This window comes from Acinetobacter sp. 1542444 (assembly GCF_000581835.1).
GTDB classification, from domain to species: domain Bacteria; phylum Pseudomonadota; class Gammaproteobacteria; order Pseudomonadales; family Moraxellaceae; genus Acinetobacter; species Acinetobacter pittii.
Genome location: NZ_JEYA01000001.1, coordinates 757705 through 781031 on the forward strand (window position 1 = coordinate 757705; position 23327 = coordinate 781031).

The 23327-nt window shown below is 36.0% G+C and carries 28 protein-coding genes; 3 read left to right on the plus strand and 25 right to left on the minus strand.

The window, feature by feature from the left end; genetic code table 11:
• The first annotated feature begins 116 nt into the window (after nucleotides 1-116).
• Both J580_RS07820 and J580_RS07825 read left to right on the plus strand, forming a co-directional pair.
• Nucleotides 117-1106: a hydroxyacid dehydrogenase gene (locus J580_RS07820; RefSeq protein ID WP_081313622.1), complete on the plus strand. Its 990-nt coding sequence runs from the start codon at nucleotides 117-119 to the stop codon at nucleotides 1104-1106.
• A 75-nt stretch (nucleotides 1107-1181) separates the two neighbouring features.
• Nucleotides 1182-2501 carry an MFS transporter gene (locus J580_RS07825; protein WP_032003699.1) on the plus strand — a complete coding sequence of 440 codons (1320 nt, stop codon included), beginning with the start codon at nucleotides 1182-1184 and terminating at the stop codon, nucleotides 2499-2501.
• A 60-nt stretch (nucleotides 2502-2561) separates the two neighbouring features.
• On the opposite strand, the gene J580_RS07830 is transcribed toward J580_RS07825, so the two are convergent.
• The 3 genes from J580_RS07830 to J580_RS07840 form a co-directional block, all read right to left on the minus strand.
• A complete protein-coding gene (locus tag J580_RS07830) occupies nucleotides 2562-3260 on the minus strand; it encodes an IclR family transcriptional regulator (protein ID WP_002113797.1) in 699 nt (232 codons plus the stop codon).
• Between the two features lie 192 nt (nucleotides 3261-3452).
• Nucleotides 3453-3923, minus strand: a complete 471-nt coding sequence (locus J580_RS07835; RefSeq protein WP_032003700.1) for a DMT family transporter — start codon at nucleotides 3921-3923, stop codon at nucleotides 3453-3455.
• A gap of 9 nt (nucleotides 3924-3932) precedes the next feature.
• Nucleotides 3933-4367 (minus strand): DMT family transporter, encoded by a 435-nt coding sequence (locus J580_RS07840; RefSeq protein ID WP_001166490.1) that lies wholly within the window; start codon nucleotides 4365-4367, stop codon nucleotides 3933-3935.
• A gap of 99 nt (nucleotides 4368-4466) precedes the next feature.
• On the opposite strand from J580_RS07840, the gene J580_RS07845 reads away from it, so the two are divergent.
• On the plus strand, nucleotides 4467-5399 hold the full coding sequence (locus J580_RS07845; RefSeq protein ID WP_032003701.1) for a LysR family transcriptional regulator: 933 nt from the start codon (nucleotides 4467-4469) through the stop codon (nucleotides 5397-5399).
• Nucleotides 5400-5436: 37 nt separating this feature from the next.
• Here J580_RS07845 and J580_RS07850 read toward each other — a convergent pair whose 3' ends face one another.
• The 22 genes from J580_RS07850 to J580_RS07940 form a co-directional block, all read right to left on the minus strand.
• Entirely contained in the window at nucleotides 5437-5820 is a 384-nt protein-coding gene (locus J580_RS07850) for a hypothetical protein (RefSeq protein WP_032003702.1), read from the minus strand.
• Nucleotides 5821-5980: 160 nt separating this feature from the next.
• Nucleotides 5981-6694 carry a DUF2314 domain-containing protein gene (locus J580_RS07855; RefSeq protein WP_081403591.1) on the minus strand — a complete coding sequence of 238 codons (714 nt, stop codon included), beginning with the start codon at nucleotides 6692-6694 and terminating at the stop codon, nucleotides 5981-5983.
• Nucleotides 6695-6946: 252 nt separating this feature from the next.
• Nucleotides 6947-7258: a hypothetical protein gene (locus J580_RS0104025; protein WP_032003704.1), complete on the minus strand. Its 312-nt coding sequence runs from the start codon at nucleotides 7256-7258 to the stop codon at nucleotides 6947-6949.
• A 147-nt stretch (nucleotides 7259-7405) separates the two neighbouring features.
• A complete protein-coding gene (locus J580_RS22965) occupies nucleotides 7406-7546 on the minus strand; it encodes a hypothetical protein (RefSeq protein ID WP_032003705.1) in 141 nt (46 codons plus the stop codon).
• Nucleotides 7547-7902: 356 nt separating this feature from the next.
• Entirely contained in the window at nucleotides 7903-8364 is a 462-nt protein-coding gene (locus tag J580_RS07865; RefSeq protein WP_032003706.1) for a hypothetical protein, read from the minus strand.
• A gap of 115 nt (nucleotides 8365-8479) precedes the next feature.
• Nucleotides 8480-8959 carry an SMI1/KNR4 family protein gene (locus J580_RS07870; protein ID WP_032003707.1) on the minus strand — a complete coding sequence of 160 codons (480 nt, stop codon included), beginning with the start codon at nucleotides 8957-8959 and terminating at the stop codon, nucleotides 8480-8482.
• 66 nt (nucleotides 8960-9025) lie between these two features.
• A complete protein-coding gene (locus tag J580_RS07875; RefSeq protein WP_032003708.1) occupies nucleotides 9026-9532 on the minus strand; it encodes a DUF2247 family protein in 507 nt (168 codons plus the stop codon).
• Nucleotides 9533-9633: 101 nt separating this feature from the next.
• Nucleotides 9634-10113, minus strand: a complete 480-nt coding sequence (locus J580_RS0104030; protein WP_032003709.1) for a hypothetical protein — start codon at nucleotides 10111-10113, stop codon at nucleotides 9634-9636.
• A gap of 11 nt (nucleotides 10114-10124) precedes the next feature.
• Nucleotides 10125-10844 carry a hypothetical protein gene (locus J580_RS07880; protein WP_228131055.1) on the minus strand — a complete coding sequence of 240 codons (720 nt, stop codon included), beginning with the start codon at nucleotides 10842-10844 and terminating at the stop codon, nucleotides 10125-10127.
• Between the two features lie 139 nt (nucleotides 10845-10983).
• On the minus strand, nucleotides 10984-11826 hold the full coding sequence (locus tag J580_RS07885) for a hypothetical protein (RefSeq protein ID WP_032003711.1): 843 nt from the start codon (nucleotides 11824-11826) through the stop codon (nucleotides 10984-10986).
• Nucleotides 11827-11999: 173 nt separating this feature from the next.
• Complete coding sequence (locus tag J580_RS07890) at nucleotides 12000-12578, minus strand: SMI1/KNR4 family protein (protein ID WP_050675741.1); 579 nt, start codon at nucleotides 12576-12578, stop codon at nucleotides 12000-12002.
• Between the two features lie 78 nt (nucleotides 12579-12656).
• Complete coding sequence (locus J580_RS07895) at nucleotides 12657-13172, minus strand: hypothetical protein (protein ID WP_032003713.1); 516 nt, start codon at nucleotides 13170-13172, stop codon at nucleotides 12657-12659.
• Nucleotides 13173-13315: 143 nt separating this feature from the next.
• Nucleotides 13316-13639: a hypothetical protein gene (locus J580_RS07900; RefSeq protein WP_228131056.1), complete on the minus strand. Its 324-nt coding sequence runs from the start codon at nucleotides 13637-13639 to the stop codon at nucleotides 13316-13318.
• A 66-nt stretch (nucleotides 13640-13705) separates the two neighbouring features.
• Complete coding sequence (locus tag J580_RS07905) at nucleotides 13706-14260, minus strand: TetR/AcrR family transcriptional regulator (protein ID WP_081403592.1); 555 nt, start codon at nucleotides 14258-14260, stop codon at nucleotides 13706-13708.
• A 236-nt stretch (nucleotides 14261-14496) separates the two neighbouring features.
• Nucleotides 14497-14658 (minus strand): hypothetical protein, encoded by a 162-nt coding sequence (locus J580_RS23520; RefSeq protein WP_154020721.1) that lies wholly within the window; start codon nucleotides 14656-14658, stop codon nucleotides 14497-14499.
• A gap of 366 nt (nucleotides 14659-15024) precedes the next feature.
• Nucleotides 15025-15927 (minus strand): bile acid:sodium symporter family protein, encoded by a 903-nt coding sequence (locus J580_RS07910; protein ID WP_032003716.1) that lies wholly within the window; start codon nucleotides 15925-15927, stop codon nucleotides 15025-15027.
• A gap of 74 nt (nucleotides 15928-16001) precedes the next feature.
• Entirely contained in the window at nucleotides 16002-17639 is a 1638-nt protein-coding gene (locus tag J580_RS07915) for an AMP-binding protein (protein ID WP_032003717.1), read from the minus strand.
• A 137-nt stretch (nucleotides 17640-17776) separates the two neighbouring features.
• Nucleotides 17777-19150: an outer membrane protein transport protein gene (locus J580_RS07920; RefSeq protein ID WP_032003718.1), complete on the minus strand. Its 1374-nt coding sequence runs from the start codon at nucleotides 19148-19150 to the stop codon at nucleotides 17777-17779.
• A gap of 157 nt (nucleotides 19151-19307) precedes the next feature.
• A complete protein-coding gene (locus J580_RS07925) occupies nucleotides 19308-21131 on the minus strand; it encodes an acyl-CoA dehydrogenase (RefSeq protein ID WP_032003719.1) in 1824 nt (607 codons plus the stop codon).
• A gap of 9 nt (nucleotides 21132-21140) precedes the next feature.
• Nucleotides 21141-21602, minus strand: a complete 462-nt coding sequence (locus J580_RS07930) for a MaoC family dehydratase (RefSeq protein ID WP_032003720.1) — start codon at nucleotides 21600-21602, stop codon at nucleotides 21141-21143.
• A 2-nt stretch (nucleotides 21603-21604) separates the two neighbouring features.
• Complete coding sequence (locus J580_RS07935) at nucleotides 21605-22516, minus strand: SDR family NAD(P)-dependent oxidoreductase (RefSeq protein WP_000154577.1); 912 nt, start codon at nucleotides 22514-22516, stop codon at nucleotides 21605-21607.
• 44 nt (nucleotides 22517-22560) lie between these two features.
• Nucleotides 22561-23316 carry an SDR family NAD(P)-dependent oxidoreductase gene (locus J580_RS07940; protein ID WP_032003721.1) on the minus strand — a complete coding sequence of 252 codons (756 nt, stop codon included), beginning with the start codon at nucleotides 23314-23316 and terminating at the stop codon, nucleotides 22561-22563.
• Nucleotides 23317-23327 lie beyond the last annotated feature (11 nt).

Sequence of the window (23327 nt, forward strand, 5' to 3'; positions counted from 1 at the left end):
AAACTAAAATTTACTCAATTTTTAAATTTTGTTTTTACTATTGACTATTTTTTTGAAATGTCGTTTTAATAATATGGATTATTAAGGACGTATTTTGCTCAAAATACTTAAATGGAGTGCAAGTCAAAATGAAACGTAAAGTTCTTATCACGGGGCCAACATTAACTTCAGATGCGTTACTGTATGCTCAGTCTCATGATATTCAGTTGATTCCAACTGAACCCTACATGGCAAAAGATGAAATGGAAAAACTCATCCATGATGAACAACCTGATGCAATCATTGTTCGAACAGGCAAACTTTCTAGAGATATGATTTTTGCTTCTGATAATTTAAAAGTGATTGCAAAACATGGTGTTGGGTTTGACACAATCGACACTCAAGCTGCTGCTGAACGAAAAATTCCTGTCACTATTGCAGTAGGCGCGAATGCACAATCTGTTGCCGAACACGCTTTTGCACTCATGTTTAATGTTGCTCGACAAGTCACATGGTTAGACCAACGTATTCGAGAAGGTCATTGGGACAAAGCAAGTGCAAATGGTGTGGAGCTTTATGGCAAAACGTTGGGCTTAATTGGTTTAGGGGCAATCGGTAGCATACTCATGAAGTTAGTCGCTCCCTTAAACATGAAAGTAAAAGTATATGATCCGTTTTTACAAAATTTACCAGAGCTCGATTATGTAGAACAGGAACACGACTTTGAAAAACTTTTAGAAACTAGTGACATTATTAGCCTACATTGCCCACTTACAGCAGAGAATAGACACTTATTTTCTCATGCCCAATTTGAAAAGATGAAACGCTCAAGCATCTTAATCAATACAGCACGTGGTGAATTAATTAATCAGGCTGCATTAGTTGATGCACTAAAAAATAATAAAATTGCTGGTGCAGGTTTAGATACCTTTTCTTCAGAACCACCAGAAAAAGATAATCCACTATGGGAATTACCTAACTTGGTTGTGACTCCTCACATAGGAGCAAACACAACAGATTCACGTAATCGCGTCGGTCTTTTAGCACTTGAACAGATTGTGAGTATTTGGAATGGCCAATTACTAAACCCACGAGCTATCGCTAACTGGAAGTTACTTAATAGCTAATCATGGAACTGAATTGTTTCTGAGCTTTTAGATGCTAGAACAATTAAAATACTGAATATAAAAAAGGATTTTTTTATGTCTACAGAATACTCTCAACCGAGTGCGATTGAACGTGAAACAATGCGCAAGGTGGCGTGGCGATTACTGCCATTTTTAACACTTTGTTATGTCATCGCTATTATTGATCGTGGCAATATTGGTATGGCTTCATTACAAATGAATGAAGATCTTGGCCTAACAGCTACTGCTTTTGGTTTTGCCAGTAGCTTATTTTTCTTTGCATATTTTCTATTTGAAGTACCCAGCAACCTCGCCATGCAAAAATTTGGAGCAAAAGTTTGGATTGCCCGAATTATGGTGACGTGGGGAGTGATTACAGCCGCAACAGCTTTCGTTGAAAGCTCCACATCATTATATATTATGCGGTTCTTACTCGGCGCTGCCGAAGCAGGCTTTTTCCCTGGTGTAATTTTATATTTAACCTATTGGTTGCCTGCTAATTATAGAGCCAGAATGGTCGCAATATTTATGGTGGCGATTCCGGGTGCAAACTTTATCGGTTCACCACTATCGGGACTTTTATTATCGCTAGATGGCTGGATGGGCATGCGTGGGTGGCATTGGCTATTTATTTTAGAAGGTATCCCTGCCATTTTATTAGGTATTGCCTGCCTATTTGCACTCACAGATCGACCAGAACAAGCAAAATGGCTTAATAGCGAACAAAAAGCTTGGTTAGTTGAAAGATTACAGTTTGAACGTCAACAAAAAACCCCAATTGGCCATATTTCACTATGGCAACTTTTAAAGAATAAATATATTTGGTTTATGATCATTATTTATTCTGGTGCTTCTGCTGCTGGCAGTACAATGAGTGTTTGGGCGCCACAATTAATTAAATCATTTGGTTTGAGTAATTTAGAAATTGGTTTAGTGAATGCAATTCCTTATGGCCTAGCTTCTATTGCCATGATTTTTTGGGGTCGTAGCTCAGATCGTAAAAATGAACGCCGTTGGCATACAGCAATCACACTATTGATGATCTCATTTGGTTTATTAATTGCTTTGTTCACGTCTTCACTTATTGGCACAATCTTTTTACTCAGTGTCGTATTAATTGGCGCATATTCTATGAAAGGTCCTTTCTGGGCTTTAGCATCATCGTGGATGTCACCGAGTACAACGGCGGCAGGTCTAGCAGCCATTGGTGCATTTGCCAATCTGATTGGTGGCGGCATGATGGTGAATATCTATGGCGCAATTCATGATGCAACAGGAAGCCACGCAATTGCCTTACTTCCACTTGCAGCCTTAAATCTCGTGTCGGCTATCATGGTTTTCATTATGTCTAGAAAGAAAGCTGTTTTGTTTAGCCAACCACAAAGTACTTCATAAACAATATACATAAAAAGGGGCTAACGATTTAGCCTCTTTTTTATATCTACAATATTAGAATTAATTACGAATACTCTTACCACCTAAACTTTTCGTTAAATCATCTGCAATTTTGAAGAAAAAATCCCCCACAGATTTTGCAATTTCCGCAGTAAAACGGCTTGATGGCCCCGAAACGACTAATGCTCCAACTACATCATTTTGAGCATCAAATACTGGCAATGCCATTGAAGCAGCATGCGGTTCCGTTACACCCGTTGAATAAAAAGGTTCAGTTCTTGCTAAAACTTGTTCGTGTGTTGATCGCAATGCTTGAGCGCCTGCTGCTCCATCCATTGGTCGAACTTCGCCCGGCTGAATATGAACACGCAGTCGATGGGTAGAGTTCACTCTATATTGGCAAAGACGATATGCCCCATGTTTAACGTAAAATGAAGCAGTTTCACCAGTTTCATCAACAAGTTGCTGTAAACACGGCACCACATGTCTTTCTAGATCTAAAGCATCTTGATAAATTGTATTTAAACGCATAACTTCGCTGGCAAGCGTATATCTGCCATCAGAAAGACGGTTAACAAAACCAAAATCTTCTAGCGAAACAATTAAGCGCATGATGGTTGCTTTATTTAATTCTGTTCGTTCTGCGAGTTCTGCTAGGGTTAAAGATTTATCACCTATTCTAAAAGCAGTTAACAAAGTTAAAAGGCGATCAGCCGATGCATTTCCGCTTGTTGCTGGGTGAGGTTTAATTTTAACCATGTTTTTCCTACAATAGCTTGATATCAATTTTAATGTATTGAATTAGGTTTTTAACTTTACCATATTTCTTATATTTTAATTCTATCTCTCGACAGCAACTTCTTTCATTTATCAACGTACTTAAAATATGAAGCATAGCCTCATTATTAGTATGCTTTACGACTAACAATGAGACCTATATTAATTTCAATTTTAAGCTTGTATTACGCTTCTATTTTTTTTGTCTTTACTACTTGAATAGATAAAATATAAAGCAATCCCTAAGCAAATTAGCGCTCCTAATCGATACGGTGAAAAAGAGAGCATTTCATTACCAAACCAGCCAAAGTTATCAATCAAGATACTCATCAAAAGTTGCCCAAAAATAACAGCCACCGTAGCAACCGCGGCTCCGATTCTTTGCACGGCCAGTACCATAATGACAATATAAGGCACTCCACACATAGCACCCAACAACTGCCATTTGGGAACATCTAACAAGGTTAAGGTGTGTTTCGGTTCAAAGTAAAAAATAAGGAGTGCAGTAATTAGAGCACCGACTGAGAAAGTCAAAAAAGCACTACGAAATACACCAACCTTAGCTCCAAGTTGACCATTAATTGCAGCCTGTACACTCAATAAAGCACCACCAATGACGGCGAGAAGGATCATTAAAATTGTCATGCGGCTCTCCTATGCTTTTGCGACAAGTACAAGTGCAGCAACAATAAAAATGAGTGCCAAAATTCGTTTACGGTCTACCTTTCGGTGTGGAGTCCCCAACAAACCATAATGGTCGATGATCAGACTTTTAGACACCTGACCCGCTAAAATGCCTATCATCGTCATGGCAATACCGATAATTGGAGTGGTAATGGTCAAAATAATGACGTAAGCAGGACCCAAAACACCACCCAGTAATTGCCAAGATGGAAGTGTAAAAAATGAAGGACTATTACGTGGACTAAAAAACAACATGAGTAAAAAGGTAAGTGCTGCACCCACGCCAAAAATACTAAACGTGGCCCATAACTCACCCACTTCCTTTCCTAACGGCCCTAAAAGCCCTGCTTCGACCGATAGCCCCATTCCCCCTAAAATAGTTAGGAGTAGTAATAGAATTTGCATCTACATTGCCTCATCTGTATCTAGGCAACGAATACTAAAGTAGCCAATTCATCAGAAAAACAGCATAATTCATGAATCACTTTTGCAGAAATTGCACAAATGGATTTAACAAATTCGATTGATATCCGCACGCTTCGCTTCTTTATTAGTGTTTATAACGCACAAAACTTCTCAAATGTAGCGCGTAAAGAAGACGTATCTGCATCTATGATTTCTCGAACCATCCAGCAGCTTGAAGATGCGTTGGGGCAGCAACTTTTCTATAGAAATACGCGAGCAATTACTCCGACAGAATCGGGCAAATTATTTTTTGAATATGCGAAAAGAATTACCGAACAATTTGATGAAGCACAAAAGGCATTACAAGATAAAACTATAGAGCCATCCGGACTCGTCCGAATTAATGCCCCTGTGTTTTTTGGTCAACGGCATATTGCGCCGTGGCTGGCAGGATTGTCAGAGCGTTATCCAAGACTTTTAATAGAATTGATTCAAACCGATGAATTTATAGATCCATTACGTGAAAGCACAGATTTAATATTCCGCATTGGAACACTGACTGATTCATCATTTCATGCACGTATTTTGGCTACACAACAATATCATTTAGCGGCGTCTCCTCAGTATGTTGCTAAATACGGTACGCTTGATCATCCGGCAGAGCTTAATCAGCACAAATGCCTTGTATATAAAGGTTTTGAAGGTCCTAACCGCTGGTTAGTGAGAAAGTCCAATGAAGAATGGGTACATTATCCAATTACTCCTTTGCTTTCTTCAAACAATGCCGAGAGTTTAATGACAGCCGCGCTTCATGGCATGGGGATTGTTTTATTTCCTGATTGGCTGATTGGCGAAGCTTTAAAACAAGGTGATTTAATAAAGCTTTTACCTGAATATGAAGCCACGATTAAATCACATCCCCAATATATCGCAGCCATTTACCCAAATGTCCGCCATCCACCCTTAAATATTCGAGTGGTGATCGATTATTTTGCTGAAATCTATGGAGACACACCGTATTGGCAGAATTAATTTTTGATTTATAACAAATCTTAAAGACTAAGATGTATCAATGTTTTCCTATTCGTATACGAAAACTATGAGGACTTACATCCGTAATTTTAATCGTATATAGATATTTAAGCTGTTCTTGCTCTTTTCTCATATCAATTTCAACTATCCCATCAGCTTTCTCACCAGTTATATCAACCTTATAAGAGTAAGCTGGTCGCTTAGGACTAGAATAATGGTCCGACCCAAAACTACGGATACTATAACTTTTGATTTCTCCAAATTTCTCACTTATAGCTTTATCTGTATATATCACTAATTCAACTCTTTGAATATTTCCCTTATTGTTAACAACTAAATACCCACCACTAAAAATAAGAAAAACTATAGTTAGTAAAGCAATGTACCGTTTTTTCTTTAAATCTTTAAATTCTATAAACATGTATTTTTATCAATCTTTAAGAAAAATTATTCTATCAAAATTTCAAGAACTTATATTAATTTTTAAGAATTTACTTAATCCTTATTAGTATTTGAAAGCTAATTTTATTTTTCATAAATTTCACTCATTAAAAGCCCTCCATTAGAGGGCCAGCTCAAAACTACTTAAGTAAACTTACAATATTGCTCCAACCCATCTTATGAGCCAAATCTAAAGGAGTCATTGATTTATTATTCACTTCCAAATTATTAGTATTCAAACTTAAAAGTTCTTGAACAAATAAATAATTCCCCGCTATAACTTCACGATGTAATAATTGATTACCACTTTCATCTTTTTCAGTAATGATTGTAGGATCTGTATTTATAATATTTATGAACTGATCCAAAATATTCTTACACATGGGATGTTCGTCTAGATTTTCGGGACAATTTTTCTGGTCATAAACTAGAAAAATTTCATCAGGATTACCAAAATCAATCCCCCACGCCTCGTCATATTCTTTACGACCTGATGTATTTAAAGTCTTACGATATTCTTGAATCGTAAACGCACCATGAACAGTGCCATTAGATAAGAACATCCAATCGACTATAGACTCAAATTGAAGCCTTACTGTTTCACCAGCTTGCACATTATCAATAATATAAGGTTCGTTTAACAAAGTTCCTGAAATTATACTGCCATCAAAATCAACTTGATCAATCCACATATACTCAATTAAAGGTTGATTTTTATCTTCAAGGTTTTCTTGGATAAATGCACATTTCACATAAGCCAGTTCTAAAGCTGGAACAATCCGTCGATATTCCCAATAAAGTTCACGCCAAAAATATTTAAATGTACTTATAGCACTCTCAAAAGCTAGAATCATTTCTGGAGATTCATTTTTATGCAATTTATTCATATAACCCATATTACAGTTAATTAATATTAAACTTTCTTATAATAACACTATGATAAATTTAAATATCTTTAAATTTCTTAACTATGACACCAATGTTCAAAGATAAAAAGACCAAGACTAAATAAAAGTAAGCCTCTTGAACCATAAGAAGTTCGGCAAATTAAAATTACCTTTAAAAAAACCCACCGAAGTGGGTTCAATTGCAATCTGTAAAAGTGGTTAATTACATTTAATCGTCTTATTGAAAGTCTTATAGGTACCTGTTGTAATTACTTGAGCTGTATAAATCTGTTGGCTATGAGTTTGATGATTATTATTTATTTCACTAAAGCCTTTACCAGCACAAATGGTTTCAGCTTTTTTGTTTACTTTGTTTTCCATTGCTTCATTAGAACCTAAAATATTAGAAGTGGTTTGAATCATATAGTTTCCATTTTCAAGTTTAGAAGCTTGAGCTGGAAACATTTGTGCACAACCAGTCAAAGAAAGAGTAGAAGCTGCAAGAAGAGTTAGCATAAGATATTTATTCATAATTTCTTAGTTCGTTGAATTAAAAAACAAAAAAGACAAAATATATTTTTAAATTTTAACAGTCAACAATAAAATAAATAAAAACCACTACAATAAAAAGCCCACCTTCCGATGAGCTTTTTATTTAATTAAAATTAACGGTATGTATTAGGCGTTAAATTCTGCTAATACAAAGTTTTTTACTATTTCATCAAAATTTGGTTTTAGAAGAGTTGGCTTGCTATCTTTTATAGTTTTATACCAATAACTCGCTGCAACTCCCATACTAATCAAAGCTAACAATTTCATTGCTCACCTCACTTATTGGGAAGAGTGAAACTTAACGTATCATTCGCGTTTGTAGTGTTCCAACTCGTTTTAGAGAGGTTTCTGTATATTTTTTAAGCAATGTGTAAAATAAAAAACTCCCATATCTTCGTGAACTTTCTCTAATGCCAAAAGTGCAATTTAGTTATACTTAGCCCACTATAAAGCAATCCAGTATTTACCTTGCACAGGTTCAATTTCAGAAGTTCTATCACTACAATCGAATTATTTCAAACACTTAGGATTTCATAACTACAACTGTGTCACCCAAATATCCAACAATATAATGAGATTGGAAATACTACATTTTTGCTATTAATTTTTTAAATCTTATTTAGCTACTCAAACATTATTTTTGACTCAAATGATAATTCGCCATCCTCGTAAATATCTTTAAATAATTTTAATGATAATTCTAAATCTTGATTAACATATTTTGCTTTCCATTCATCTTCATGGGGTTCAAAAATATAAATTTCATCAGGATTTTTAGCGGCTCTGTTCACAAGACGTAAATAAGTACCATGAGGATATTCTTCATTTTCACTAATACTACATCCCAACAAATAACCATATCTAGAATCACAAACCATGCTGTAGCTATCAATATCACTATATGCTAATCGCTCAAACTCTTCAGAATAATCTGCGTCTGTCTTATGAATAATGACACTACCTCCAAAATAAAAAACGTTCTTAATTATATTTGATAATTTTTCCCAACCCATTTCTTTTAAATCTATTCTTTTCTCTGAAAAAAATGGGGTTCTTACTACATAACTACAAACATATAAAATCATTACTAGCCTTTAATATTTACTTTACCAATCGCTCTGTCTCCAAATTGTTATTTTTCAACTATTGAGCACTTTTAAATAAATTATTATTTAAAAATCAAAAAACTATCGTAGATTGCTAATACTCAATAAATTCATGTAATGAATTTATAAAATGCACAAAGTTATCTGCTAGATACAGAACCTTTCTTTTACCCTCATTTATTCCAAAATTATAGAATTCATCATGTAAAACAAGCACAATCTTAGGTTGATCTTTGATCCAAGGAAATCTGTAATCGAAACATATAAAATTTCCACCAGGTGTAGATCCAAAGCTAATTAATTTTCCCTCATAGTCATCATCGCCTTCAGGAAATTGCATCCCTTCTATTCTAGGTTCATGCAAGTATCCTCCTAACTCTACTGTACTGATATTTAGCTCACCGTCAGTATCAACATAGTCAAAGCTAGAAATTTCAGGATAGATGCCATCATGTTGAGAAATAAGTTCAACATATTCTGGTGGAAATATAACTTCTAAGGTAGCTGCAAAATTTTCAATAATTTCTTTATTAATTGTGCCATTTGGATACTGATCCCCAATATCTTGTAGCATTTGATGGTTCTCCACTATTTAAAAAATTTGCCTAATATTCTTAAGTGTCATAAATCACATAGTGCTTTATTTGTACATTAGAGCACTCTGTTGTAAATAATTTTCCCAATTCTTCATTAAGCGATTAATATTTTCTGCATGAGAATACAATGAAGGATCGTATCCATCCGTAGGAGGCATATATTTAATAAAATTATCGATTTCGGCTGGATAATCAAAATCTGTATAAATATTTTCTACCTCATCTAAAGGATCTTCAAAACTTGCGCGATTAAGCCAGAGCCAGCTAAGAATTACATATAACCATTTTTGACTGATGTTCTCATATTCATCTTCTTTAAAGTTAGGACATAGTTCACTAATGAAGACAGTAATGTCATTTGATTCACTCGGGATAAGGAATGACAACTCAAGTTCAGCGTTAGTATAGTTTGCCGTTAATAAACTATTTTCTGCTTTTTTTATTGGTATTTCTGAAGTGAGAAGATTATTTTCATAGCCCCATTTGATATCACACCATGAAAGGTTCACCTTTTCATTAATAAAATCAGCAGGTATTGGAAACAACTTCATCTCTTTGTGTCTCGTTTGTTAATAAAAAGACTGTAATTCTACTATGTGCAAAATCTTAACAAGTAATAGTTTATTGATTATCAAGCATATATTTAAAAATATTATAACAATTTCAAACTCAGTCTTTTAGCCTCGGCTTCATCACCATACCACCACACTGATATATCTTTGACTTTAGCTGACATTTCTTCATTAGGACCTAGATCACTTTCTAATGAATAGTAGTCCCCATTTTGATATCTCGGCATAATTGTACTATTTATAAATAAATCATAGGCTTGTTGATAGCAATGTGGACATGAAGGTAAAGAGTTTAAAAACCTTTTAGTCTTATTCTCAATATAATTACGATAAAGAGAACCACCATTAACAGCATATTCTGGCAACTCTTCATTTAAAATAGGATCATTACGTCCAGTTATCCAAACAATCGTATTACAATTTGCACATTGCGCCCCCATTGCCTCCGATGGGTGGTAATGATTTGGTCGAATAAACAAAATACCATTTCGTTCAAATCCTTTCTGGTACCATACTCCTATACCCAATTGGCTAGCTGCTACCTGATGTAAAGATCTCAGAGGTACTCCTTTTAGAAGAAAAGATAGAATAAAAACATAAAGCAACTACCAAGTCCTATTGCTACCCATGATATTAATTTAGATATAAATCTATCTTCTTTAAAAAAGAATGGTAAAACCCATTTATTGATGTCTATTTCTCTTAGCCAAGATAAATAGCAAGGAAAAGTTAAAGCGAATATAAGAGAACTTGTGAACATAGCAACAGATGAAGGTCTCTTGTAAAATTCAGACTCACTCATTTTAAAAAACATTACCCAAAAAATTACTTCTAGAGCGCATAGCAAGACACATAAATAAATATAAAACTTACTCTTCAGATTAGTGATAAAAATTGGAGTTAGTGTCCAGAATGGAAAAACGAGTCCAAATCCAAGTCTAAAACCATATAAATCATCATGAATTTCAAATAGAAAGAACCGTAGAGGTATTATTACATAATAAAGAGCAAAAAATATAAGGCTTAAAAACTTAACTCGATTAAGAGTGTTTGAGTCAAGGTCTGTAACAATAGGTTTAGATATTAAATATCCAAAAAAATAATTAGCATAGAAACTAATTAGATAAATAAATATGGAAGAATATGACTCATAGTCAAAAACACTATACAAGAATAAAGATAAAATCCAAAGCAATCCAAAAATAAGGAAATTTTTAGCAATAATAAAAAATGGAGATTTGCTTCTAAGAACTGATGGCTCAATCATAATTTGCACTGCGGTATACCCCATCTATAAATAGCCATTTCTAAGTAATGACTATAATTAATTCAAATTTATCAATATATTCGGTAGATATATAAATTCATGCCATTGTATCCTCCTGTACCCCCATCTGTTTGCAACCAAACTTTTGAGTAGATTGATTCAGCTACAAAAAATTTATCTGTATCGTTTCAAGCAAATCATCACTTATCACTTCAAGTTCTTTAATTTTTGCTGAATGAGTGTTCATTAAAGGATGATTTAAAGATATTTCATCTAATTTATCTAATGCACGTAATTTATTAATCACATGAATTTCAAGTGGCAATAAAGTGAATGGAGGGTTAATGAATTTTGGAGGACACTTACGTAAATTATTATCTATTAATTCTTCGCAGTGTAAATTTGCTATATCTATGAGTAATAGTTCTAAAAATACTGAGTCACATAACCAATTATTTATCAAATCTTTAAATTTTCCATCTATTTTTGACGCTAATGTAAATTCTTCATTAATCCATTTGTAATAAGCCCATAATGAAAAATAGTTATAACTTAAAGGAAAATCAGATAGAAATTTTTGTTGTAAACAAAACTCCACTTGGCGCGCTAATTTCTTTGCTAAATTTTTATTATTCAATAGAATTGCCCAAAAAAGTAGTGCAGAAAATTCTGAAAAATACTTCTTTAACTCATGTACATTCATTTTATCTAAAGGTTTTATTTTAAAATCATTTAATTGTAATGCTCTTCCCACCTCTGCATACATCAAGGCAAGATTTAAACTATTTAAAGCATCCATATCTGCCTTATTATTTTCAATTTTTAAGAATGCCAATTGGGCATAAGATATAGACATACTAACTATATGATGAGGAAAAAGTATATCTTCCCCATCTATGGTATCTAGTATGTGTTTTTGATCAAATTTTAATGAATGAATTAAACTTCCAATACTATATGTTTTATAACATTTTAATAATTTATTTAATTCTCTTATTTCTTTCATCAGGCAATCTCAATAGTTTTCACAATATAAGAAAATATTCCTTAAGAATAGTTAACTTCATGATTATAAATTTAAAAACCAATATTTTGGAATAAAATAATTTAAAATTCATAAGATAGTTTTAATATATAGCTTGTAAAACTTTTTACAAATAAAGTTGTATTATTTCTAATTTAGCTAGAAAGCAATAATCTTCCTGTTGTTAACTCATCGAATAAAGTAGGATCTTCATCACCTCGAATTGTGCCTTGAGACGAATATGAACCTAATCTCTTTCTGTATCGAATTAAGTACTCAAATAGTGTTCCAAATCTTTTTACTATATTGCTATTTTCATCCCACTCATAAACAATATCATTAATATCCTTTGTATACATGAAGAAAATATTAGCATGTTCATTCTCACCACAAATCTCAAAATATTGTTCTTCAGCTAAATCTAATTTCTCACCACTCTCTCTATAATTGATAGCAAGTTCTTTATCAGCCATTAAATTTTTTTGCCTTTGTATATTAAATCCCGCATTTCTATAATATCTGTATATGTAAAAATCATCACCAAAAATCAACCCTCCTGAACATTTACCCATAGTTGTTAGCAACTCTTTCAATTGACCATGCACAGAAATATTATTTAATTTCTCAATTTCAGCGATTTCTTGTTCTGAATATCCATTAACTTTTTCTAATTTTTCAATAAAATAATTTTTTTCAGCTTTAATAGAAGAAAGCATAGTCACCAAATTACTCATATAAAGTACCTTATAGATTGGGAAGCCTTAAAATAGATCTATAAATATTCACAACTTAGTATACCAAATTAAAGACTTTTACACATAATTACCATTCTCATCCAGCTCGTCTTTTGGCCTATTATGATAATCAGAAATTAAAAAACTAAAATAATCCATCATATTAGCCATAATGCTTCTTGAAAAATTCAAGTCCATATAAATTCCATATTTTATATTTTTATGTGCATCAAAAAATGTTTGCATAATTATACTAAAGAAATCCAACCAATCATCATCCACATTTTTATTGCTGTTATTGGTTATAGTTATTGATAAAATTTCATTTCTTTTTTCTGAAAAAATACCAATGAGATATCCTCTTAAATAGTCATGAAATGCTGACAAATTCCTTCCAAATTGTTTTGTATTTGGATGAATGTCATTCAAATATTCTCGATTATTTCCATATATTTTATCACCAAAAAAATCATAAACTTCTTGAATTTCTTCAAAATCAGATATATCAAAGCAAACTTTAATAACTTGCTTACTTGTAATATCTTGCTCAGTAAAAAAATGACATGAGTCATCTTTCATTTTAATATTCTGCACAATAAAACTCCAACACTATGAAAAGATGAACGTAGTTTTCATTCATACTTTTCACTGCGGTATACCCCATCTATACATAGCCACTCCTATGTTAAATTAACTACTATATTCTTTGGAAAATTCAATTCATACAATTCCCCTAATTAGTATTTCCACTTTTGTTGCTTAAATATTTTTAATGCTTCATGTCTGGTTTTTTGTGTATATTTTTTTGGCATGCCTGCTATTTCTTTAAGTATTAAGATTATTTCATCAGAAATATACTCGGATTTTTTACTCAATAGGTTTAGAGCTAATATTGTCCAATATTCTGAAGTACTATCAGATAGAGCAAAAATAAGTATTTCTCTAATTTGTTCAAAAGAATAGACTTCAGCAATATTCTCAACTTTTTTATTTTCAAGTATTAATAAACCTTCCCTCACATCTTGCATTAAAACCCCTTCAATTATTTGTTTAGTTTCCATGGTCTACAGTTATAACTTTAAATTTATCTCTAACCTTTAGTGAGTAAAAATTAGAATTAAGCATTATCAAATATTATCCCAAAAAAACCTCCCCACCACCACATCCCTTTCCTCCAAACTCTTTGAGCTTAAAATTTGGAACATCAAGCCATCAATCAGGTTTAAAACCATGTCGGCACTTGGTTTTAAAGCAGGAGTTTCCAAACTAAAAACCAGATCAAAAAGCTCTTTAAGCAGCCATTTTCTATATTCAAGCGCTATACGGTAGGCTTGCGGGTAAATCTGTTCAGTTTCAAAAATGGCTTTAAGCAATAGATAGTACAGGCTATTAAAATTGACATGTAAAACAATAATCTCTTTGAGTTTATCGCTTGAGGTTCGGTAACGGCTTGAGTAGATAATTGCCAGCACTTCTTCTTTGAGTTTGCTTTTTTGAAAGGATACGCACATTTCAATAAGTCGCTGTTTTGAGTGAAAGTAATTATAAAAAGTGGCCTTAGGAATTTTGGATTTTTTGACAATTAAGTCCACGCCCGCATTGTGAAATCCATAGAGATTGAACAGTTCAATTGCTGTATGAAGAACCTGTAATTTTTTGGAAGATCTTTCTAAAGTTGGCATTGTTTTACCGTTATAAATTCTTGTTGTTGCTAAAAGAGATAAAAAAGCCTGTGCCTTTTCTGGGAGAAAAAAAGGCACAGCAAAGCCGTAAAGACTGTGCTTGGCACATCTCATGTTTTATTGTTGCTAAGTTTTAGACGTAATGATTTAAAGCCTGAAAAGCCTATAGCTCATCAAACTGCTTTAAATTGATTTAAGTTGTGTCGAGATAGATTTTGACAGTGACTGCCAATAATTTATGAATGTGCATAGCCAACTCCTTCTTTTGGGAGTTCTGCCAAAGCATTATAAATTATGGTGGCAGAACGGAAGCAGGTTGACGGACTGGTTTGAACTCCAGCACACCCGAAGGTGTCCCACTCCCGCCCTACCGCTACGGGAGGGAACGAGGTGTGCACACAAGACTACTCCTCAGAAGAAATAATCCTGATGTGGTTCAAATAGCGGTCCGTCAAAACCGGCTGGCAATGTAGGCCAGCCCGCAAATGGTAATCTTCAATATTTGAGCTGTCAATGTGAAATTGGCTAGAAATTATTTAATTAAATTATTGTTTTTCATTTAATTACATAATTAAGGAAAACCTTAAATATTAGCTTAACAATTTGCTTTTATAACAGCACTCTAACGCTTTCTTTTATTGTGACTGCGCTTACTCGGCCATAAATATTTTAAATTTTGAGACTAAAAAAGGAGGTATTAGCCTCCTCTTTTAATTCAAACTATAAACATTTGGTGGTAGTTAAATACCGTTATCTGCCCGATATTACTGAAGATTCTTTGAGTACGTTTTAGGTGATATTTGGGTGATGTCTTTCTTTTCTAGACGATTTAGCAATGTGCCAAAGATTGCAGCAACAATGTACATAAATAATGAGTAAACTGCTGCTGGCATAGCGGCCATACTGCTTGCCATTACTGTAAAAGCAATGGTCATGGCTAAGGTACTGTTATGAATTCCAATTTCAAACGCGCAAGCTTTTGCCTGAAAGCTATTTACACCCAATAATCGTGGAACAAAGTAGCCAACCATTAAACTACATACGCAAAACAGCAAAGTTGCCAATCCAATTTGCCCAATATACGTCATTAGATTTTGGTAATCTCGTGCAACTGCTAATATGATGATCGATACGAGAAAAACGATAGCAAAGATACGCACAGGTTTATTGAGTTTTTCAGCCGTATGCGGCGCAAAATGACGGACTAACATCCCGATCCCAACGGGCACTAAAATAATAAGAAAAACCTGTATGATTTTAGAGAATTGCAATCCTACATTTTGCCCATTTTCCATAAAGTGCTGTATTGCAAAATTCACGATTAATGGAAGTGTAAAGGCAGCAATGACCGAATTTATAGCTGTTAAAGTAATATTTAAAGCGATATCCCCTTTATAGAGATAACTAAATAAATTAGCTGTTGGCCCGCCCGGTGATGCAGAAAGGAGCATTAATCCAACAGCAAGCATGGGTGGTAAAGCAAGAACCTTACAAATAATAAATGCAATACCGACTAAAATAACCAGTTGGCAAAATAATGCGATAAACACGGCTTTTGGGTGTTGTCGCACGCGTTTAAAGTCATTTATGGTCAACTCTAGACCCAACCCAGCCATAATAATTGCGAGTGCAATTGGTAAAAATACGGTAATTAATCCTGAACCCATAATCTCATTCCTTTTTTCATTTATTTATGGAGCTTCTAGTCCCATACGCTTATGTTTTTAATTAAAAGTTCTTATTAAACTTTTAGTTCTTTTCTTAAAATTTTACCCACATTCGACTTGGGTAATTCATTGATAAATTGAATATAGCGTGGTTGTTTGTAGCCAGTCAGGTTTTCTTTTGCATAGATTTGGATTTCTTCAACCGATAAAGAGTCATCCTTTTTGACAATAAAGGCTTTCGGCACTTCACCCGATTTTTCATCTGCAATGCCAACCACGGCGACTTCTAAAATTTTTGGATGTTGGGCTAAAACTTCTTCAATTTCGTTCGGAAAAACATTAAAGCCTGAAACTAAAATCATGTCTTTTTTACGGTCAATAATTTTGGTATAGCCTTTTTCATTCATAAAGCCAATATCACCCGTTCTAAAGAAACCATCAGCAGTCATGACCGCTTTCGTTTCTTCAGGTAAATTCCAATAACCTTTCATGACCTGCGGGCCACGAATTGCAATTTCTCCAGTTTCACCGGGCGCTAATTGATGACCTTCATCATCCAAAATTGCAATATCCGTGCTCGGTACAGGAATACCGATTGTGCCACTAAAAGTATTAGAGATTGGCGGGTTAAAGGTCGCAACAGGAGAAGTTTCTGATAAGCCATACCCTTCACGGATAATACGTCCTGTCAGTTTTTCCCATCCATCGGCAGTGGATTTCAAAATTGCCATACCGCCGCCTGTGGTAATTTCTAAACGGCTGTGGTCCAGCTTATTAAAGCCTTCATGATTAATCAGTGCATTAAATAATGTATTTACAGCAGGAAAAACCGTAGGACGATATTTTTCAAAACAATGTACAAGAGCATCTAAATCACGCGGATTTGGAACTAAAACAGTGGCATAACCTTTATTCATTGCACTGTGCAATAAACAGACAGTAAAACCAAAAATATGATAAAGCGGTAAGGCACAGATCGCTATTTCATCTTCGAAAGCATCTCGGTCACCAAAGTAGCTTTTAAAAACCACATTATTTTGTAATAAGTTGGCGACAATATTTTTATGGGTTAATTCTGCGCCCTTGGATACACCTGTGGTTCCGCCCGTATATTGCAAAAGCGCAGTGTCCTCAAGAACAAGCTTAGGACGTATATAGTCTCGGGCATTTGTCTTCAATAAGATTTGCTTAAAAGCGTATTTTTTAGAATCTAAGGTGTCTAATTCAGTAGGTTGGTCTAACATTTCAGTCATGGTGGTGGTAATAATTTGTTCAACCGCCACTTGCTCTTTGACAGCGTCATAAACAGGTAAAAACTGCTCTAATATAAATAAGACTTTTGCGCCTGCATCATTTAATTGATGCTTTAACTCACGTGCTGTATAGAGGGGGTTAATATTGACCAGAATGTAACCTGCACGAATGACGGCAAGTGAAATAATTGGGTACTGAATAATATTGGGCATCATTACGGCAACACGTGTACCTTTTTCTAGCCCTAAACTTTGCAAGAATGTTGCTACTTGTCGACTATATAAATCAATTTCAGCATAAGAAAAAGATTGATCTGCAAATATAAAAGCCTTTCTTTGCTGGAACTTATTAAAACTGTTGTCCCAAAAATCGAGAAGTGAAGTGTGTTCATCCGGCAATGTAATCGTACTTTCTATATTCCATTGCTTATATTCGTCTAACCAGATCTGATTTGTCATCTTATTGTCCTTTTATGAGAGGGAGAAATGGAACTGTTCCTACTCCACTTTTTATATTTTCTTTAATCTCTTAATCTGCTTACTCTGGTGCAGAAATAAACTCTTTATATAACTAAGCGATCCATCAAATAGTTGAATTAAAATTTATAACCAATTTTCAAACCGTAACCGATTGAATAGTTATTTTTATATTCACCCACATAATATTCACTGCCTGCCTGAGCACCAAGCTGACCTTTGGCATCACCGAGCCATAGATACTTCATTCCACCTGAAATAAAGTATTTTGAAGTTGGACTATATTGCGCACCAAGACCAACACTGTAATAACCTTTAGCTGGCCCACCTGTGGACACGCGCTCACCTGCTCCCGAGTCCCAACCTACAGAAACTGAACCCGACCATTTATCGCTTAGGCGTTGTCCAATCCCAAGATTGGCAGACCATTGATCATCATAATAACGAACCAGATTAAAACCATTTGGTCGACTTGGCGTTGATAGAACCCCAACAACTTCTGAGATTTCGCCAAAACGATAGGGTTTAAATTCAAAATCATTCCAGTGAACCCAACGTACGTTACCGAACAATAAAGTACCTTTGCGTAATCCGGTCTGAAATTCCAAATTCACTGACTCTGGAGCTCTAAACTTAGTTGAGCCTGATGTGCCTGCTGCGGGTAAGCCCGCAACAATACGATTGAGTGTTTCCTTCCGCGATTCAGTGAGTTGTCCTATAGAAACCATATAGGCTAAATGCTGATCAAGAAAATCACGGCCTTGCTGCGTACTTAACATATCAACCAGTGGCGCATTTTCATTAGCTGTCACTTCATGCATAATTTCTGAACGATAGGTCAATGAGGCTTTAATGGCTTTTTCGGGAATTTGATAACCAAATCCTGCCAACCATCCCCAATCTCCAACCTCTTTGGCATTAAAGTCATAGCCATTATATAAACTGAAAACTTGACCTCTTAAATTGACGTTACTTTTAAACGTCTGATAAACAGGACCTGCATAAAAGTTCCAGTTCTTATCCGGTTGATAACCAAATATCAGACTAAAATTTTGCATAACAAAATTCGATTTGGTGTTCCCTGTTACGACTTCTCTACCGGTCTTTTGGGCAAGTGTTGCTGAATCAATACCCGGTATTAAAATCGTATCACTCGGCTTAGCAACAAAGCTGTTATTTCCATAATATTCAGAGTCGGAAGTAAATGGCTGATCGTAAAGAAAACCAAATGAAAACTGAGGTGCTAACTGTAATTTCAAAGCTGCACTGGGACGATAATCAGAGTTTGCAATATCAGAAATACTATTACGCGTTGGGTTTGTCCCCGCTTCTTGTCCTTCTAACGAAGTATCTGAAACAGATAAACTTGCCTCAAAATAATTACCGGGTTGTAGAAATGCAGAAATTGATTGTCCTGTTCGATCAAATGCTGCTGCATAGATTGGGCTCGTACAAAATGCAGCCATGACCATGACTAATGTTTTCTTTTTCATCTTTTAATCCGTCCTAGATTTTTATTTTTACTTATTAGGGCGCTCTTTACTGAACGCCTGATGTTTGTTTTTACATAGTGATTCTTATTAGGCATTTTCTATAAAATCAGGTTGTTCTCCTTTTCTGTCAAACGGCGCGGTTAAGGAATGGTTCTTACTAGAACCATTCTTCTGACATATTGAGTGGAGTCGTCTCTACCGGATCAAGCACCGCTAACCAACTCATAATTTTCGGCATTTCCCAGCCAAAGAAATAATCACACGCTGCAAGCTTCCCATACAGAAAATCAGGATCTGTTGAGTTCGGCATGAGTTTATGAATGACTACCGCTTGATCAAGCCATAACCACCCCACCACAAGATGTCCAAAAGCTTCCAGATAATTGGCTGCATTTGCCAGTTGAAGTTCTACATCAGTTAAGGCATGCAATTTCTCTGTTACATTTCGGATGAGTTGCCATTTTTGGTCTAATTGATCTGCATGATCTTTTAAAGAAGGCTCTGCTTTGGCTTTTTCAATCGTATTCATGATTTTTTCATGTAATAGCTTCATCGACAGTCCATGATTAAGACGAGTTTTTCTTCCTAATAAATCGAGTGCTTGAATGCCAAATGTTCCTTCATGAATCGGGTTGAGCCGATTGTCCCGATAAAACTGTTCAACATTATATTCACGGGTATAACCGTAGCCTCCATGAACTTGAATGGCTAAATCATTTGCCACAAGCCCCCATTCAGAAGACCAGCTTTTCACCACTGGTGTTAATAGATCAAGTAATTGATGGGCTTGATTGCGCTGCTCGGCATCTTCAAGCGAGTGAATATCATCGGTTAATCGGGCTGCATATAGACACAGTGCCAACGCACCTGAGACATATGCTTTTTGCGCCAAGAGCATACGGCGAACATCCGCATGTTGAATGAGCGGAATTTGTGGAGAACTTGGATTGCGTTCACTACGAGAACGACCTTGTACTCGGGTTTTTGCATAATCTAAAGCATGAAGATAACCTGTATATCCCAATGCTGCTGCCCCAAGCCCAACCGAAATTCGGGCTTCATTCATCATATGGAACATATAGGCCAGTCCTTTACCAGCTTCGCCGACTAGTTCACCAATTGCGCCTGCTTCTCCTTCGGGTGTGAAACGACCTTCCCCAAAATTCAGCACACAATTCACAGTTCCCCGATAACCCATTTTGTGGTTAATTCCAGCTAATACCACATCATTACGTTCACTTGGCTGTCCATTTTGATCGAGTAATTTGCGCGGTACGGTAAACAGAGAAATGCCTTGCACACCTGCTGGTAATTGTCCATTTTCATCTGGAATTTTTGCCAAAACCAAATGAACAATATTGTCAGAAATATCGTGCTCGCCGCCTGAAATCCACATTTTGTTTCCAAACAAACGATAACGACCATCTTTTGTTTTAATCGCACGTGTACGAATATCAGCCAGACTTGAACCTGCTTGCGGCTCCGATAAACACATCGTTCCGAAACATTTGCCTTCTATCATGGCGTTGATATAGGGTTTAACTTTTTCAGGTTCACCATGAGCCATTAATAAATTTGCATTACCAATGGTTAAAAAGGCGTAACCCGCTGTTCCCGAATTGGCACCAAGTAGATATGCCATACCTGCACGCTCAATGGTATTGGGTAAGTTCATCCCATTCCAATCTGACGGAAACGCTGCACTCATCAAACCTGCTTCAGCAAAGGCCTTAAGTGCTACCCCGACTTCAGGATTGACAGTTACACGTTCACCATCAAAAACAGGTTCGTTACTGTCATTTTTTTTATTATGAGGAGCAAATAAATCGGTTGCCAAAGCCTCGTAAACGTTTAAAACAGAGGTATATTCAAAACGGTCCTGCCCTGCAAAAGTATCGCGTTGGCTGAGTTCTTCGACTTTTAGCCAATCGAATAGCAAAAAATCGACATCACGGCGAGAGAGAATTAATTCATTGCTCATGGTTTATTCCTATACATTTACAAGTGTAAGCCACTCTGTCACAAGTGCTGGTTTTGCCTGATCTTCGATTTCAATCGTGACTTCCATGATCAACTGATAACTTCCCTTATTTTTTTGGGAAACATTTTTTAAGTGAAAATTTCCACGTACCCGCTTACCGCTATGTACAGGACTCATAAAACGCAAATTATTGATGCCATAATTCACGCCAGATTTCTGCCCCTGTACAGTCGGCAAGACCTGAGCGGCCATCGCTGAAAGTAAAGAGAGTGTTAAAAAACCGTGGGCAATCGTGCCCCCAAAAGGTGTCTGACGAGCAGCTTCTTCATCCACATGAATAAATTGATGATCTTGTGTGACATCCGCAAAGGTGTTAATCATGCTTTGATCAATGGTCATCCATTGCGAGCTACCTAATGCTTGACCTTGCAACTCAACCAGTTGGTCGATGCTTAATGTATTTTTTGTCAAAATTATTCTCCTGCCATTAATGAAGCTTTTTTCAGCTCAAGCTCACCCTGAGCGCCTCCTCTGACAGGCACAAACTCATCTGTTCGGTCTGAAACATCAGCTAAACGTTGTGCTAAAACATGCGGAACTTGTTCATCCGTACCTAAATAAATTCCTTGCGTAAGGGTAATGTGGGCAGCTTCAAAACTACCTGCGCCAGCACAAAGAATCATACGGGTAGGTGCATCTTCGCTAACCAAAGTCGCGATTGCAGGACTGACCGCACTTGGAGCAAGAGCTTTAAGGGCTTCTTCGGGTAATAATCCTTCAAGCATACGAGTTGCAGCTGTTGGTGCTAAACAATTCACCCGAACATTAGATTTTTCACCCTCTAAAGCCAGTGTCTGCATGAGTCCAACCAATGCCATTTTTGCAGCACTGTAGTTGGACTGCCCAAAATTGCCATATAGACCAGAGGATGAAGTCGTCATAACGATACGACCATATTTTTGCTCGCGCATGATATCCCATACCGCTTTAGTGCAATTTACTGCCCCCATTAAGTGGACATCAATCACGGTACGGAAGTCATCTAAGGACATTTTGCTAAAAGTTTTATCTCGAAGAATTCCAGCATTATTAATTAAAATATCTACACGTCCCCAACGGGCAATTGTTTCATCTACCATCTGTTGTACTTGTTCAATATCCGTGACTGAAGCACCATTTGCCATCGCCTCGCCACCAGCCGCAATAATTTCATCCACGACTTTTTGGGCCGCCATGGTTGAGCCGCCTTTTCCGTTCACATCGCTACCAAGATCATTCACGACCACTTTTGCCCCCAAACGAGCCAGTAACAATGCATGTTCCCGCCCTAGACCTGCGCCTGCACCTGTAACAATAGCCACTCGATTGCTTAAATTAATTGTCATGATTTTTTCCTAAATATATGAATAAGATGTATTTAATAAATGTTTTAATAAGCTGTTACGCCGCCATCAATTGCAATGGCTTGACCTGTGAGATATGAGTTTTCTTTGGCACACATCATCAGCATCATTGCCACCACTTCGCTTGGATGGCCAAGACGCTTCATTGGCGAGGCCTGCGCTAAAAAGTCTTGTTTCTCTTTGAGTTCACTGTCGACCACCATCGGGGTGGTTGTATAAAATGGACAAATTGCATTAACTCGAATGCCTTTATTTGCATATTCAATCGCTGCTGTTTTGGTTAATCCCACCACAGCATGCTTTGCCGCAGAATAGGCAGCCAATTTGGGAGCAGCACCTAAACCGGCAACAGAAGCAACATTCAGAATAATGCCACCACCTTGTTGCAACATCTGACGAATTTGATGCTTCATTCCAAAGAACACACCTTTGGCATTGACGGCAAAACTCAAATCCAGATCTGCTTCATCGGTATCAATAAAGCTTTTCATAGGCGGACTCATACCTGCATTATTGATCCCGACATCGATTCTACCAAACTGAGTAACTGCACTTTGCACCAAAGCCTGTACATCTGCTTCACAGCTAACATCACACACTTGCGCAACCACCTCCACTCCTGCTTGGCGTAGCGGTTCAACTACAGTATTTAACCCTTCAATATTCAAGTCACCCAACACTAATTTTGCACCATACTTTGCCAGTTGCTGTGCCAGCAATGCACCAAATCCACTCGCCGCACCTGTGATTAAGACTACTTGACCTGAATAATGTTCGTACATTGCTATTCCTC